We start from the raw sequence: 14,868 nt of genomic DNA on the forward strand, positions 1-14,868 counted from the left end.
TATTACGGCTCGATCACGGAAAAGGCGTTCCTGCGTCTTTATGCAGAAGCCAACCGTCGCAAGGGCGACACCGGTGAAAACCTGATCGGCCTGCTCGAGAGCCGTCTGGACGCCATTGTCTACCGCGCCAAGTTCGTCTCGACCGTGTTCGCTGCCCGCCAGTTCGTCAACCATGGCCACGTCATGGTCAACGGCAAGCGCGTCAACATCCCGTCCTACCAGGTCAAGGTCGGCGACAAGATCGAAGTGCGCGAGCGCTCCAAGCAGCTCACAGTGGTTCTCGAAGCCAACCAGCTCGCCGAGCGCGATGTGCCCGACTATATCGAAGTCGATCACAACAAGCAGGTCGCGACCTATGTCCGCGTCCCGGCCCTGTCGGACGTGCCGTACCCGGTCCAGATGGAACCGAACCTGGTCGTCGAATTCTACTCGCGTTAATCGCGACGACAGACCACCGAATTGGAAAGGGCCGCTCCTCGGGAGCGGCCCTTTTTGCTTCGCGATGATTGGCGGAGATGCCACGGACAGCCAAGGACGGCACTGTGACGACCAAATGACGGGCAGGGGCGAGATGCTTCGATCCCGCCCTTGCCTTCACCTTAAACCCCCGCTGGCAAACCTTCGGCTCCACCGTCGCGGTCGGTCGGCAGCGGTTCGAACTCGGTGTCGGTACCGACATAACGCGGATCGTCATAGTCGACGCCCGAGACGGCATCGTGCGGGATACTGGCCTCGAAGGTCCGCAGGCGCTTGTAGACCGAGATCAGCGAGATGATCGTCGTCCACGAATTGGCAAGGAAGCGGAAGGAATCCTCCACCTGACCGAAGGCATTGTTGACCTGCTGGAACAGTCCAAGCGTCAGGGCGCCTGCGGCGATAGAGGGCGACATGGCGATCAGCGGCACGAAATTGGCCCCTTGCAGGTACACATAGCGCGCCACGTTGAAGTAGAGATAGTGCGCATAAAGCCGGAAATAGTTGCGCTGCACACCCAGGAAGAATTCCTTGGTGCTGAGCGGCCGGGCGCGCTGGTGGTTGTCCTCGCCATAGACGAGTTCCTTGCGGAAGGCCGCTTCAACGCGCTGGTTCTGGAATTCCAGGCCCGGCAGCTTGATGCCGACAAGGCCCAGCAACACCGTGCCGGCGATGGCCGACATCAGCGCCACCCAGACCAGGCCGCCGTCGACGGGCCCGATCAGCGGTAGCTCGGTAATGTTCTGCGACAGCTCCCAGAGCAGCGGCAGGAAGACCAGCAGCGTCATGATCGAGCTGACCAGGGCTACGGCCAGGCCCTCAACGATATTGGCGAAGCGCTGGGTGTCCTCCTGGATACGCTGGGAAGCGCCTTCCACGCCGCGCAGCTTGGGCCAGTGGCTCATGTAGAAGAAGGTCATCGCCCGGCGCCAGCGGAAGAGATAGTGCGCGATGAAGAAGGCGTTGAGCACCAGAACCGCGATGCGCGGCACCAGCACATAGAGCACCGTGGAGAGTTCGCCGTAGATTTGCTCGAGCGGCACACTGCCCGGGTTGGAGAGCGCCCCCTGGAGCATGTTGTAGAACTCGCCATACCAGGAATTCATCCAGGCGCCGATCTGGACGTCGAAGAACACGACCTCGACAATGGTGACGCTGCCGACTACCGACCACCAGTACCAGCGGCGATTATTGCCGATCCAGTACCATGGGATGCAGAAGAGGTACCCGGCCATCAGCACATATTGATAGAGCCAGACCTTGTCGGGCGTCAGGAACACATTGGGATCGGCTTCGGTCGGTACCCGCCCGAAGACGGGTCCGAGACTGATCAAGGAGCCTAGGGCATCGCCGGCTAGAAACCATATGGCCATGGTCAGAACGGTCCAGCCGACGGCGGCGGTGAAGAACAGTTTGGGGTCGGGGAAGAATGAGCGGAACACCGGGAGACTCCAGGGTGTCAGGAAGATGTGTCATCTAACTGTGGCAATCGGCACGAAACAAGGTCGGGAAGTTAAGCTTTGGTAAGGTTTCCCTTGCCTTCCCGGCCTTTCCATCGTGCTGCCGACGCGTTATCAGCTACGCGACCCTGTTATTGAGAGTTTCGCCATGTCTGCGGTGATGGATGCCCCCGCCACGCCAGTCGATGACAATGATGCCGGTGCGCATCCCATCTTCGCCAAGGCCCCGCGCTCGGTGGAGTTCAACAAGCTGCGCAAGCGGCTCATTCGCAATACGCGCGAGGCGCTGGATAAGTTCGCCATGGTCCGGCCGGGCGAGAAATGGCTGATTGCCCTTTCCGGCGGCAAGGACAGCTATGGCCTCCTGGCGCTGCTGCTGGATTTGAAATGGCGTGGCCTCTTGCCGGTCGAACTGCTGGCCTGCAATCTCGACCAGGGCCAGCCGAACTTTCCCAAGCATATCCTGCCGGAATTCCTGAACGGGCTCGGCCTCGCCCACCGCATCGAATATCAGGACACCTATTCCATCGTCACCGACAAGCTGCCCCAGGGCGCGACCTATTGCTCGCTCTGCTCGCGCTTGAGGCGCGGCAATCTCTATCGCATCGCGCGGGAGGAGGGGTGCACCGCGCTGGTTCTCGGCCACCATCGCGACGACAGCCTCGAAACCTTCTTCATGAACCTCTTCCATGGCGGCAAGCTCGCCGCCATGCCGCCCAAGCTGGTCAATGATGAGGGCGATCTGGAAGTGCTGCGCCCGCTGATCTACTGCGCGGAAGAAGATCTGCAGCGCTTTTCCGATGCCATGCAGTTTCCCATCATCCCCTGCGATCTCTGCGGCTCGCAGAATGGGCTTCAACGCAATGTCACCAAGGCCATGCTCAATGACATGGAGAAGGCCATGCCGGGCCGCAAGGATGTGATGATCCGCGCGCTGGGCAATATCAATCCCAGCCATATGCTCGACCCGCGCCTGTTCGATTTTTCCGCACTTTCCATAAAGCCAAGGGACGCCTAGCTCCATGAACATTGATCGCCTCGCCGCCATCCTGAAACAGGCTGCACAGGAGGAGATCATGCCGCGCTTCCGGCGGCTGGATGAAGGCACCGTGCAGACCAAGTCCGGCGCCTTCGACCTGGTCACCGAGGCCGATGTCGGTGCCGAGAAGGTCATCACCGCCGCCATCAATGCACATCGCCCCGATGTGCTGGTGATCGGCGAGGAAGCGGTGGCGGCCAATCCGAAACTGCTCGAGACAAACCTCGAGGATCGAATCGTGATTTACGTCGATCCCGTTGATGGTACTGCCAATTTTGCCGGCGGCCTGCCGCTCTTTGCGGTCATGGCAGCGGTGGTCGACAAGGGCGAAACAGTGGCCGGCGTCATCTACGATCCGGTTGGGGACGATGTGCTTGTGGCCGAACGCGGCTGCGGCGCGTTTCAGATTTTCCCCGATGGCCGGTCGATCCGCCAGAAATTCGCCGACCCTGTGCCGCTCGATGAAATGGGCGGCCTCGCCTCGACCATGTTCCTGCCCATGGAACAGCGCAGCACGGTCATGGGCAATTTGGCCAAGGTCAAGATGCTGGCCAATTACCGCTGTGCCGGCCACGAATATCGCTATGCCGCGGGTGGCAATGTGCATTTCATGATGTATGCCAAGCTCATGCCCTGGGACCATGTCGGCGGCGCGCTGATCATGCGCGAGGCGGGCGCCCATGTCGCCAAGTTCGATGGATCGCCCTATCGCCCATCCGATGTGTCAGGCGGGCTGCTGGTGGCGCCGAACGAAGAGAGCTGGTCCACCCTGCGCCGTGAGGTGTTTACGGTCTGATCTGGCCTGTCAGGCCGGGCCATCGATCGCGTTGAGGCTCTTGCCACGACGTATAAGTCTATGCTTATGTGTTGTGCATGAGCGAAACCGAAATCTTCAAGGTCCTGTCCGATCCAACGCGCCGCGCCATTCTTGAACGCCTGTCGGCGGGGGAGGCTACGGCTACCGATCTGCGCGAGGGATTTGCGATCACCCAGCCGGCCATGAGCCAGCACCTTGCCGTGCTGCGCGGGGCAGGGTTGGTGAACGAACGCCGTGAGGGGCGCTACGCGCATTACAGCGTCAATGCCGAGGGATTTGCACCGCTCCACGCCTGGCTGGCGCGCTATCGCGCCTTCTGGCCCAGCCGCATCGACAATCTCAAGGACCTGCTCAGGGAGATGGATCAATGAGCGAGACGGACGAACTGGTTTTCGAAACCACGCTTGATGCACCTCCCGAGAAGGTCTGGCGGGCCCTGACAGTGCCGGAATATCTGGACCGCTGGCTCGACAAGCCGGAATACGCGGAGGTCGAACGCATCACTGCGGACGAACCGAACAGCGTGACCTTTCGTTTGCGGGAGCGGGACGCCCAAGGTGTCCAAACAGACGTGAGCTTCGTCACTTTTGAACTCACGCCGCGAGACGATGGCGGCACCTGGTTTCGTCTGACGCATAGGCCGGCCGCCGTTCCAGCGGCCGCCAATAATAACGAGACCCAGACGGCGATGCTCATGCGCGCCGCCTGACCGCCAGGACCCTAGCCCAAATCATCGAACTGCAAGGAGCTCGCCCATGCGCGACATGATGCAACTCGTCCCTATGGTCGTCGAAAATTCCAGTCGTGGCGAACGCGCTTTCGATATCTATTCGCGCCTCTTGCGCGAGCGGATCATCTTCCTCAATGGTCAGATCGAGGACAACATGGCTTCCTTGGTCAGCGCGCAACTGCTGTTCCTTGAAGCAGAAAACCCTAAGAAACCCATATACTTATATATCAACTCGCCCGGCGGTGTGGTGACTTCGGCCCTGGCCATGTACGACACCATGCAGTTCATCCGCGCGCCAGTGGGAACATTGTGCATGGGCATGGCCGCGTCCGCGGCGACGCTGATCCTGGCAGCCGGAGAGGCTGGCATGCGCGCCGTCCTGCCCAGCGCTTCGCTGATGCTGCACCAACCCTCGGGCGGCTATCAGGGGCAGGTGACCGACATCATGATCCATGCCGAGGAGAGTCTGAGGCTCAAGCGGCGCACCAACGAAATCTATGCCAGGCACTGCGGCAGGACCTATGAGGAAGTTGAGGCCGCGCTTGAGCGCGACCGCTATATGTCACCCGACGAGGCCAAAACCTGGGGCCTTGTGGATCACATCTATGCCCATAGGTCCCAGTTCGAACTTCCCGGTCCAGGGGCCGACGGTTAAGTTTGGACCGCTCTCAATGCGCCTCCATCACTGGCTCGCCCTTGGTTTCGGCATATTGCTCGCCCACGCCAAACAGGCGGCCCCTCTCGGCGATCAAGATGCAAACCAGAGACAGTGCGCCCATGGAGACATAACCGGAAGCGGCCGGAATAGTGGTGTTGTTGAACAGCTGGCCGATATAGCCGCCGATCAGCGCACCACCCACTGTCTGGACAAAGCCGAAGACCGAGGCGGCCGTCCCGGCCACAGCGCCCAGCGGCTCCATGGAAAGCGAGTTCATGTTCGAGGCTGACCAGCCGAAGGAGAACATGATGATGCACAGCAGGCCAAAGAACAGCCAAAGTGGCAGGAAGCCGCTTAGTGCAAAGGCCAGCCAGATGCCCGATACACCGGTAAAGGTCAGCATGGCGCCGTGCGACAGCCGCCGCATGCCCAGGCGCCTGACGACGCGGGAATTGGTGAAGGACGACACTGCCATCAGCCCCGCCATGGCTGCGAAAGCCAGCGGGAAAAAGACGCCAAGCCCATAGATATCGACATAGATTTGCTGGGACGAGCTGATGAATCCGAACAGCGCTGCAAACAGGAACATGCCAGCCAGGCCGTAGGAGATCGCCACCCGGTTGGTGAAGACGATGTGGAAGCCCTCGATCACGCCCTTGAGGCTCAAGGGGCGGCGCTTATCCAGCGGCAGCGTCTCGGGCAGGCGAATAAAGGTCCAGATCCAGAACGCCAGCGCCAGTCCGCCCATGAACAGGAAGATGGTCTGCCACGGCCCGGTGAGCAGCAGCACCTGGCCGATGCTCGGCGCAATCACTGGTATGGCCATGAACACCATGAACACCAGCGACATGACTTCGGCCATTTCGCGGCCCGAATACCGGTCGCGCACAACCGCTGTGGTGATCACCCGCACGCTGGCGGCGCCCAGGCCCTGGATAAAGCGCAGCACCAGCAGCATGGTAAAGCTGGGAGCAAAGGCCGCGATAACCACCGCCACCACATAGACGCCAATGCCGGCCAGCAGCGGCGCGCGGCGGCCGAAGCGGTCGGTCAGCGGACCGAACGCCAGTTGCGCCACGCCCATGCCGATCATGTAGGAGGCAATGACAAACTGCCGCTCATTCTCATCGGCAACGTTCAGCGCTTCGCCCATATAGGGCAGGGCGGGCAGCATCACGTCGATGGCCAGAGCGTTGAGTGCCATCAGTGCAGCCATAAGGGCAATGAATTCAGGGCGGGAGAGAACCCGCGTGTAATGGTCGGACATGATTGAAACTCGTCAAAGCCGGTAGGGGCCGGCCGAGGGGAATGGCCGGACCATGAACCTGTTGGGTGGGTTTGGCAAGACTTCAATCGGCAAAAGCCGATGGAGGGCTGGCCTTCGCTCAGGCCGGGTTGAGCGAAAAATTGGTGGCGCTTCGCTCGTTGATCGGGATGTGAATGGCCGCTGAGCCCAGGCCCAGCAGAATGCCCAGATACCACACCAGATCATAGGCGCCGGTCTGGTCGTAGACCACGCCACCCAGCCAGACGCCGATGAAGGAACCGATCTGGTGGCTGAGGAAGGCCACCCCATAGAGCATGCCCATATAGCGCGGGCCGAAAAACAGCGTCACCAGCCCCGCCGTCAGCGGCACGGTGGAAAGCCAGAGCAGACCCATGCCCGCGGCAAAGGCATAGGCGGTGACTTCGCTGACCGGAATGAGCAGGAAGGCGGCGATCAGCAGGGCCCGCAGGAAGTAGATCGAGGCCAGCAGCATCTGCTTGGGCAAGCGGCTGCCGAGCCAGCCAGAAAGTAGCGAGCCGGCGATATTGAACAGACCGATCACCGCGATGGTCCAGCTGCCGACTTCCGGTGACAGGCCGCACTGCACCAGATAGGCGGGCATATGCACATTGATGAAGGCCAGATGGAAGCCGCAGACGAAAAAGCCGATCACCAGCAGTCGGTAGGAGCCGTGGCCCCAAGCGCGCGCGAGCGCCTGCATGAAGGGCAGGTCGGCCTGGCCGGGTGTCGACTCGGTCCGGCCGCGCAGGGCAGCCGACAAAGGAATGACCAGCAGCAGGATCACTGCGATCCAGACCAGCGCCATCTGCCAGCCGAAGGCGGAGATGAAGCCCTGGCCCAATGGCGCGAAGATGAACTGTCCGGCCGAGGAGGCGGCTGTGGCGATGCCAAAGACAAAGCTGCGCTTTTCCGCCGGAACCACGCGCCCGAAGGCAGCCATGACCACGCCGAAGGAGGCCACGGCAATGCCGACGCCTGTCACCACGCCCGCGGTGAGCGTCATGGTCAGCGTGTCGGGCGAAAAGGCCATGCCGAGTACACCGAGCGCGTAGATCAGTCCGCCAGCCGCAAGCACGCGGCCGGAACCGTACTTGTCCGCCATGCCGCCGGCGAAAGGCTGGGCGATGCCCCAGACCAGGTTCTGCACGGCCATGGCCATGCCCCATTGCTCGCGGCTGAAGCCGAGGTCTTCGGTTACCGGCAGGGTGAACAGGCCAAACGAGCCGCGGGTGCCGAAACCGATGGCAGCGATGATGCAGCCGGCAATGATGACCAGCGGCAGGGGAACGGCGGGGCGAGCGGCGGTAACGGTCATGGCAAAGCCTCACGAAAGGTCAACAAAGCTTACGCTCGTCCTGCCATCACGCAGAACGATAATAGCTGATGGGTTCGATCAGGAATGGTGATGAGTGCGGCCGCGTCACCGACATGCGCATCTGCCGCACCATCCTCCAAAAACGCAGAAGGCCCAGTCGCTTGCGACCAGGCCTTCCAAAATCGATTCTACAAGAACGCGATCAGGCGCTCTGCTTGACCTCGACGCCTGCCTGCTGGAGGTGCGTCTGCAATTCGCCGGACTGGAACATCTCGCGCACGATATCGGCGCCGCCGACGAACTCGCCCTTCACATAGAGCTGGGGAATGGTCGGCCAGTTGGTATAGGCCTTGATACCTTCACGCAGCTCGTCGCTTTCGAGCACGTTGGCGCTGGAATAGTCGACGCCGAGATAGTTCAGGATCTGCACGACCTGTCCGGAAAAGCCGCACTGCGGAAAGTCCGGGGAGCCCTTCATGAAGAGGAACACGTCGTTGGTCTTCACCTTGTCGTCGATAAAGGCGTTGATGTCGGTCATGGGCGGAGCCTTTCAAAAATCCGGGTTCAAGGGCCGGTTGAATTCGCCCTTAAATAGGATAGGCGCGGGGCGCTGTCGAGTGCGACACGGATGCTACAGCCGCGCCTTCACCCAGGGGTGATTGGTCATATCGTTGATGGTGTCGAACTGTACCGCCTCCCAGCCAGCCTTGCGCGCGCCCTGAACCACTGCCTCTGTGTCATCAAAGAACAGAGGCGGCTCGGCGCGCGGTCCGACTTTGCTATCAACGAATTGGTAGAAGCGCGCATCCGGTTTGCGGGCGCCGATGCGAGCCGAATAGAAGATGTCTTCGAACAGGTCGCCAAGTTCCAGAACGGACCAAAGCCAGTTCGCCCGCATGTGCTCTTGATTGGTGGCGATGAAGAGTTGGCAATCGCCCGCGGACCGCAGCTTGCGGACCACTTCGAGCACAGGCTGATTTACACTCGAGTCCTTCTCCAGCCAGTAGCGCGCAAAGGCCATTGGGCTACCTGTGTAACCCAGCGCCGGCAGATGCCTTTCAAGCGCGTCCATCAGGGCCATTTCGCCCACGATCACCTTTTTGATGAAGACGTCGAAAATGAAGCCTTTGCGGAAATGATCCGGGTCGATGCCGACGTCTTCCAACAGATCCTTGTCCCAGGGAACGACTCGTTCGGGATTGGAGTGATAGCCGTTGATCAGCACGCCATCGACGTCGAACAGAACAGCCCGGGTCATGCAGGTTTTCCCTGCCCGGGGCGCTTGAGTGGATGTCTGATGCCTCGTCCGGCCATGGGATCGTCCTCAAATCGCGCTATGACATGCAAATGCGTATGGCCCACGGTTTGTCCGGCCGCCGGGCCGACATTCCAGCCCAGCGTGAATCCGGCGGGGCTGAATTGTTCCAGGCTCTCCCGCGCGGCTGCCAAGGCAAGCGGCAGGTCGCTCCATTCGTCCGTGTTCATCTCGAAAGGCGAGGCGCTGTGGCGCTTGGGAATGACCATCGCCGCCTCGGGCAGCTGGGATCATTGCTTATCAGCACGTAGAACTGATTGGTCTCGCAGACCGGGGCATCCTCGATCAGCCCATTGACCCTGCAGAACCGGCAGTCTGCGGTCATCTCGCTTTCGCCGGCCTTGCGCCCAGCCCGTTCATCACCTCGCCTGGAATGCCCAGGTCAGCGATGACCTCATTGTGCCGGCGAAACCCGATCAGTTCGCGCTGGACGAAATAGCCCCAGACCGCCTCGCGCGCTTCGGCCAGCCAGTGCTCGCGGTCCGCGCCCGCCTTCAATGCCGTGACGGCCTTGATGACGCGTTTTTCAGCGGCGCCGAGCGAGCTGGCCCGTTCGACCTGGATTTCATGGTCTATGGCTGCGGTGCCGGCCTCGGGCCGCACCATGCGGATCAGGTCGAGCGAGTCGCGCAGGCTCGACACGCGATCAGTCCGGAACGTTGGTCTGGAGTGCCAAAGCGTGGAGGGCGCCCCCCATATCCCCCTGCAGTGCGGCATAGACCATCTGGTGCTGCTGCACGCGAGACTTGCCGCGGAACTGCTCGGAAATCACCGTCGCCGCATAATGGTCGCCATCACCGGCCAGGTCACGGATCTCTATTTGAGCATCGGGCAGAGCGGCCTTGATGCGGCGCTCGATCTCGCTTGCGTCCATGGCCATTTGCTGTCTCCCGCTGGTCAATGACTGGCGCGGTTGGGCCGCGCCGATGTCCTTGATATGGCATGCACAATGCCCGGCTTCAACCGGTCCTATTGCGCCGGCGCCGCCTCCGGGTCGGGAGCGACTTCCACACCGATGCAGCATTCGGCATCAGAGCGCGTGGCAAAGTTGGCAATGATGAAATCCACGATGGGACGCGCCTGGGCGGCCTGGTCGGTGGCATAGAGACAGTCGAGCACATAGCCGCGGCCATTGGAGACGGTTTCGGTATGAACCACGGTCAGCGGAACACCCATCGCCGATTCCGGGCTGCTGCCGTCATAGATCAGCGCCGTGGCGTCCTGATAGGCCGCCGTGCCTTTGCTGTTGAGGGTGAAGCCGGGCATGATTTCAGTCCAGGAGGACGCGACCGCGGCATCGTCCAGGGTGTCGAGCGCCATCTCGGCCGACCAGCCGGTGTCTTCCACCGGTACGATCTGCAATTCACACTGCAGCGGTGCGTCGGGGTGGTTGACGATCAGCGGATCGGCGCCGCCACCGCTGGCCACCATGGGCTCTGGAAAAATCAGGGTGTAGGGCTGGGTCGGCAGGATCGACCGCGTGACATTGACGCTCTGCGCGGCCGCCAGGCTGGGCGAGAAGACAAGGCTGAAGGCGGCGAGAGCCGCAATTAGGTAGTGCTGCATTGTCTGCTCCTTGGTGACGCGCGATTGCCTGAGCCGAGCAAAGCACTCCAAACAACGGCGATGATATGGCGGGCGCACAGGCGTGATGCAATTGAGCGCCGAACCAATGGTTTTCCACCCTCGTCCCTTGGTGGAACGAGGGTAGGGCGCAGCTTGCGCTGGTGTCCAGTGGACTAAAGGCTTGGTTCGCCGGCCATGTAGTCGGGGAACCAGCTTTCATATGCTGCTTTCAGCGTTGCCACTGCCACAGGCTTGGCGCCGCCCAGCGTCAGCATGGAGCCGCCGGTCGTCCCGATCCAGGGCGCGAAAATGCCCAAGGCCTCGGCCTCCTTCCAAAGCTTGGCAATCTCGTCGCCCTGCGGATCGAGATTGAGCGTCACCACATAGCGGCCCTGATCCTCGCCGAAGAAGGTCAGGATCGGATCATTGCCTTCGACTTCGGTCACATTGGCGCCAATGCCGCCGGCAACGGCCATTTCGGCCAGCCCCACACCCAGCCCGCCATCGGAGAGATCGTGGCAGGCTGTCACGACGCCGGAGCGGATCAGCTTGCGTACGAAATCGCCGGTCTTCTTTTCAGCAGCCAGGTCCACATGTGGCGCATCGCCATCGCGACGGCCGAAAAGGTCACGCAGATAGACCGATTGGCCCAAATGCGTGCCGCGTGCTGCAGGCCCGCCGATCAACAGGATAGGCTGGTTTTCGGCGACAAAGCCGATCCCGACACTCTTTTCCCATTCCGGCAGCAGGCCCACGCCGCCGATAGTCGGGGTCGGCAGGATGCCGCGGCCATTGGTTTCGTTGTAAAGGCTGACATTGCCCGAAACGATGGGGAACTCCAGCACCCGGCAGGCTTCGCCGATGCCCTCGATGGCCTTGACGAACTGGCCCATGATTTCGGGTCGCTCGGGATTGCCGAAATTGAGATTGTCGGTGGCGGCCAGTGGCTCGGCACCCGTAGCCGTCAGGTTACGCCAGCATTCGGCAACAGCCTGCTTGCCGCCCTCATAGGGGTTGGCTTCGCAGTATCGGGGGTTGACGTCCGATGAGAAGGCGAGGCCCTTCGTGTCGTGGCCTTCGACGCGGATCACACCGGCATCGCCACCCGGACGCTGCATAGTATTGCCCTGGATCAGGGTATCATACTGCTCATAGACCCAGCGACGCGACGAGCACTGGTGCCCGCCGACCAGCGCCAGCAGCGCGTCGGCAACGTCCATCTGTGGCACGTCATCCTTGGCGAGCGGGGTAGGGGCCTTGGGCTCGGTCCAGGGGCGGTCATATTCCGGCGCCTCATCGCCCAGTTCCTTGATCGGCAGGTTGGCCACTTCATCGCCCTGCCAGATCACGCGGAAGCGGAGATCGTCGGTGGTCTTGCCAACCGTGGCAAAATCCAGTTCCCACTTCTCGAAGACCTTGCGCGCCGCCGCTTCCTTCTCCGGATGCAGCACCATGAGCATGCGCTCCTGGCTTTCACTCAGCATCATCTCATAGGCGGTCATGCGCTCTTCGCGCACCGGCACCTTGTCTAGATCGAGTTCGATGCCGAGGTCGCCCTTGGCGCCCATTTCCACGGCCGAACAGGTCAGGCCCGCCGCACCCATGTCCTGGATGGCGATCACGGCGCCGGTCTGCATCAGTTCTAGGCAGGCTTCGAGCAGGCGCTTTTCGGTGAATGGGTCGCCAACCTGCACGGTGGGGCGCTTTTCCTCGATGTCGTCGCCGAATTCGGCCGAGGCCATGGTGGCCCCGCCGACGCCATCGCGCCCGGTCTTGGCGCCTAGATAGACCACCGGCAGGCCGACGCCTTCGGCCTTGGAGTAGAAGATTTTGTCGGTATCGGCCAGGCCCGCCGCAAAGGCGTTGACCAGATTGTTGCCATTGTAGCGGGCGTCGAACTCGACCTCGCCGCCAACGGTGGGCACGCCGAAGGAATTGCCATAGCCGCCCACACCGGCCACCACGCCAGAGACGAGGTGTCGCGTCTTTTCGTGGTCCGGGGCACCGAACCGCAGCGCGTTCATGGCCGCAACGGGCCGCGCGCCCATGGTGAAAACGTCGCGCAAAATGCCCCCGACGCCGGTCGCCGCGCCCTGATAGGGTTCGATATAGCTGGGGTGGTTGTGGGACTCCATTTTGAACACCACAGCCTGGCCGTCGCCGATATCGACGACGCCGGCATTCTCGCCCGGGCCCTGGATGACGCGCGGTCCCTTGGTGGGTAGGGTGCGCAGCCATTTCTTCGAGCTCTTATAGGAGCAATGCTCGTTCCACATGGCCGAGAAGATGCCCAGTTCCGTATAGGTTGGCTCGCGTCCGATTAGGTCGAGGATCTTCTGGTACTCGTCCGGCTTCAGCCCATGGCTGGCGACCAGATCGGGGGTAATGGCGATGTCGTTGCGAAGAGTCATCGAGTAGAGCCCTGCGGGAGGAGGTCAGGAAATGGCCAGACGCCGCGCCAGCGCGCGATCGATGCCGATGGTGACGAGATAAAGAATGGTGAGGCCGATGGCCACCATCACGACATTGATGGCAACCTGCCCATAGCCCAGTTCGAACGCGTTGAGCGTGGGGTAGGGATAGGCATTGGTCAGGGCGCCACGCGCCATGACATAGGCAAGATAGACAACTGGCGGCACGAGCATGATCGGCGCCTCAGCATAGTCAACCTGACCATGCGTTTGCGTCATCCCCCACCACAGCGCGAACAGGATCGGTGCTGCATAATGCAGCAGGTAATCGCAGACCAGGAACAGCCCCTCGGGCTGCCAGATCGGGCGCAGCAGCACGTGATAGAAGATCATCACCAGCATCATCACCCCGACCATCATCGCCCGGGTCCTGGGCGTGCGGAACCAGCTGAGCCATGACCAGCCGGCCAGCGCCGACAGGTAGATGAGCGTGATCGTGATGTTGGTGAGGATGGTGAAGAAGCTGAAAAACTGCACCAGTGCGGCAGGCAGGCTCATGCCATTGGCCATATAGGCCGGAATGGAGATCGCGAATTGCAGCCCCAGCGCCACGACGCCGAGCAGCAGTCCCGCCCATGTCAGCGCTGGTTTGAGCATGCCTTTGTCGTCACGCCACCTGCTTGAGGACTGACGCGAAGAGGGCCCGCCCATCGTCGCCGCCATGGGCCGCTTCGATGAGGTTTTCGGGATGCGGCATCAGGCCGAGCACATTCTTCTGCTCATTGAGAATGCCGGCAATGTCGTTGATCGAGCCGTTGGGATTGGTGCCTTCTGCATAGCGGAAGGCCACGCGGCCATCGCCCTCGAGACGTTTGAGCGTCTCGGCATCGGCGAAGTAGTTGCCGTCATGGTGGGCCACCGGACAGCGGATGATCTGGCCCTTGGTGTAGCCGCGGGTGAAGTCGGTATCGGCATTGGTGACTTCGAGCTTGACCTCGCGGCACACGAATTTCAGCGAGGTGTTGCGCATCAGCGCTCCGGGCAGCAGGCCGGCCTCGATCAGGATCTGGAAGCCGTTGCACACACCCAGCACCTTGGTGCCCCTGGCCGCGCGCTCGCGGACCTTGTCCATGATCGGTGAACGGGCGGCGATGGCGCCGCAGCGCAGATGATCGCCATAGGAGAAGCCACCGGGGATGACGATCAGGTCGGCATCGGGAATGTCGGCATCCTGGTGCCAGACCACTGCCGGCTTTTCGCCCCCGATCTTGGTCAGCGCCGCGATCATGTCGCGGTCGCGATTGAGGCCCGGAAACACGATGACGGCGGCCTTCATCGGTCTATCCTTTTTCGTCTGTCAGGGATGCGCGAGGCCCTTGTGGTGAGTCTTGTCCGAAAAGGCAAGGGGCTCCACGCAGACGCGGGCGAAATGCCCGTAGAATGTGGCGATTGGAAGGAACTTCCGCTGGTATGCCGCGTTGGAACAGCATGGCAACATTGGGAGGTAATGCGAATGCAGGAGCAAACCCCGTCATCGCCTGGCAAGCCGATGACCGTGCGTGGTGAAGACGGCAAGCCGCATCTGGCGACCGATATGAAGCCGCAGCCGCGCCCGGCCAAGCTGCCGCGCGTGCGGCCGATCGTTCCGTCGATCTTCAAGGCGCCGGACTAGGCGCTTCGGCACGTCGACAGGAAAAAGGGCCGGTCCTTGACCGGCCCTCAGACTGTTGACGAACCCCATCGCTTTGGCGGCGGGGTTTTTGTTTGCGGCGGTTTTTGCCGAGCGGATCATTGG

The 14,868-nt window shown here is 61.7% G+C and carries 19 protein-coding genes; 7 read left to right on the plus strand and 12 right to left on the minus strand.

Going from position 1 to position 14,868, the window contains the following annotated elements; all coding sequences use genetic code 11:
* A partial coding sequence (rpsD, locus tag QZ564_RS16855; protein ID WP_297112456.1) for a 30S ribosomal protein S4 occupies positions 1-438 on the plus strand: 438 nt, incomplete at its 5' end.
* 161 nt (positions 439-599) lie between these two features.
* Here the strand turns inward: rpsD and sbmA are convergent.
* A complete protein-coding gene (sbmA, locus tag QZ564_RS16860) occupies positions 600-1,916 on the minus strand; it encodes a peptide antibiotic transporter SbmA (protein ID WP_297112458.1) in 1,317 nt (438 codons plus the stop codon).
* Between the two features lie 166 nt (positions 1,917-2,082).
* Between sbmA and ttcA the strand changes: the two genes are divergently transcribed.
* From ttcA to QZ564_RS16885, 5 genes are all read left to right on the plus strand, one after another.
* Positions 2,083-2,952: a tRNA 2-thiocytidine(32) synthetase TtcA gene (ttcA, locus tag QZ564_RS16865; protein WP_297112460.1), complete on the plus strand. Its 870-nt coding sequence runs from the start codon at positions 2,083-2,085 to the stop codon at positions 2,950-2,952.
* 4 nt (positions 2,953-2,956) lie between these two features.
* Complete coding sequence (locus tag QZ564_RS16870; RefSeq protein WP_297112462.1) at positions 2,957-3,769, plus strand: inositol monophosphatase; 813 nt, start codon at positions 2,957-2,959, stop codon at positions 3,767-3,769.
* A 77-nt stretch (positions 3,770-3,846) separates the two neighbouring features.
* Positions 3,847-4,161 carry a metalloregulator ArsR/SmtB family transcription factor gene (locus QZ564_RS16875; protein WP_297112464.1) on the plus strand — a complete coding sequence of 105 codons (315 nt, stop codon included), beginning with the start codon at positions 3,847-3,849 and terminating at the stop codon, positions 4,159-4,161.
* A complete protein-coding gene (locus QZ564_RS16880) occupies positions 4,158-4,499 on the plus strand; it encodes an SRPBCC domain-containing protein (RefSeq protein ID WP_297112465.1) in 342 nt (113 codons plus the stop codon). Before QZ564_RS16875 ends, QZ564_RS16880 begins: the two co-directional genes overlap by 4 nt.
* A 46-nt stretch (positions 4,500-4,545) precedes the next feature.
* Positions 4,546-5,175 carry an ATP-dependent Clp protease proteolytic subunit gene (locus tag QZ564_RS16885; RefSeq protein WP_297112468.1) on the plus strand — a complete coding sequence of 210 codons (630 nt, stop codon included), beginning with the start codon at positions 4,546-4,548 and terminating at the stop codon, positions 5,173-5,175.
* Between the two features lie 13 nt (positions 5,176-5,188).
* Here the strand turns inward: QZ564_RS16885 and QZ564_RS16890 are convergent, their stop codons facing one another.
* From QZ564_RS16890 to purQ, 11 genes are all read right to left on the minus strand, one after another.
* Entirely contained in the window at positions 5,189-6,445 is a 1,257-nt protein-coding gene (locus QZ564_RS16890) for a multidrug effflux MFS transporter (protein ID WP_297112470.1), read from the minus strand.
* Between the two features lie 118 nt (positions 6,446-6,563).
* A complete protein-coding gene (locus tag QZ564_RS16895; protein ID WP_297112472.1) occupies positions 6,564-7,781 on the minus strand; it encodes an MFS transporter in 1,218 nt (405 codons plus the stop codon).
* A gap of 202 nt (positions 7,782-7,983) precedes the next feature.
* Positions 7,984-8,319 carry a Grx4 family monothiol glutaredoxin gene (gene grxD / locus QZ564_RS16900; RefSeq protein WP_297112474.1) on the minus strand — a complete coding sequence of 112 codons (336 nt, stop codon included), beginning with the start codon at positions 8,317-8,319 and terminating at the stop codon, positions 7,984-7,986.
* Positions 8,320-8,412: 93 nt separating this feature from the next.
* Positions 8,413-9,039, minus strand: coding sequence for an HAD-IA family hydrolase (locus QZ564_RS16905; RefSeq protein WP_297112476.1), 627 nt, complete (start codon positions 9,037-9,039; stop codon positions 8,413-8,415).
* Positions 9,036-9,305 carry an HIT domain-containing protein gene (locus QZ564_RS16910; protein ID WP_297112478.1) on the minus strand — a complete coding sequence of 90 codons (270 nt, stop codon included), beginning with the start codon at positions 9,303-9,305 and terminating at the stop codon, positions 9,036-9,038. Before QZ564_RS16910 ends, QZ564_RS16905 begins: the two co-directional genes overlap by 4 nt.
* 112 nt (positions 9,306-9,417) lie before the next feature.
* Positions 9,418-9,738 carry a DUF6665 family protein gene (locus QZ564_RS16915; RefSeq protein WP_297112479.1) on the minus strand — a complete coding sequence of 107 codons (321 nt, stop codon included), beginning with the start codon at positions 9,736-9,738 and terminating at the stop codon, positions 9,418-9,420.
* 4 nt (positions 9,739-9,742) lie between these two features.
* Positions 9,743-9,976: a BolA family transcriptional regulator gene (locus tag QZ564_RS16920; RefSeq protein WP_297112481.1), complete on the minus strand. Its 234-nt coding sequence runs from the start codon at positions 9,974-9,976 to the stop codon at positions 9,743-9,745.
* 89 nt (positions 9,977-10,065) lie between these two features.
* Positions 10,066-10,662: a hypothetical protein gene (locus QZ564_RS16925; protein WP_297112483.1), complete on the minus strand. Its 597-nt coding sequence runs from the start codon at positions 10,660-10,662 to the stop codon at positions 10,066-10,068.
* A 173-nt stretch (positions 10,663-10,835) separates the two neighbouring features.
* Positions 10,836-13,073: a phosphoribosylformylglycinamidine synthase subunit PurL gene (gene purL / locus QZ564_RS16930; RefSeq protein WP_297112485.1), complete on the minus strand. Its 2,238-nt coding sequence runs from the start codon at positions 13,071-13,073 to the stop codon at positions 10,836-10,838.
* A gap of 24 nt (positions 13,074-13,097) precedes the next feature.
* Positions 13,098-13,730 (minus strand): Pr6Pr family membrane protein, encoded by a 633-nt coding sequence (locus tag QZ564_RS16935; RefSeq protein WP_297112488.1) that lies wholly within the window; start codon positions 13,728-13,730, stop codon positions 13,098-13,100.
* A gap of 10 nt (positions 13,731-13,740) precedes the next feature.
* The gene (purQ, locus tag QZ564_RS16940) at positions 13,741-14,409 is read right to left on the minus strand and encodes a phosphoribosylformylglycinamidine synthase subunit PurQ (RefSeq protein ID WP_297112491.1); all 669 of its coding nucleotides are present in this window, start codon (positions 14,407-14,409) and stop codon (positions 13,741-13,743) included.
* Positions 14,410-14,586: 177 nt separating this feature from the next.
* Between purQ and QZ564_RS16945 the strand changes: the two genes are divergently transcribed.
* Positions 14,587-14,745 carry a hypothetical protein gene (locus tag QZ564_RS16945; RefSeq protein ID WP_297112493.1) on the plus strand — a complete coding sequence of 53 codons (159 nt, stop codon included), beginning with the start codon at positions 14,587-14,589 and terminating at the stop codon, positions 14,743-14,745.
* Positions 14,746-14,868: the final 123 nt, after the last annotated feature.

Source organism: uncultured Devosia sp., assembly GCF_913055165.1.
Lineage (GTDB): Bacteria > Pseudomonadota > Alphaproteobacteria > Rhizobiales > Devosiaceae > Devosia.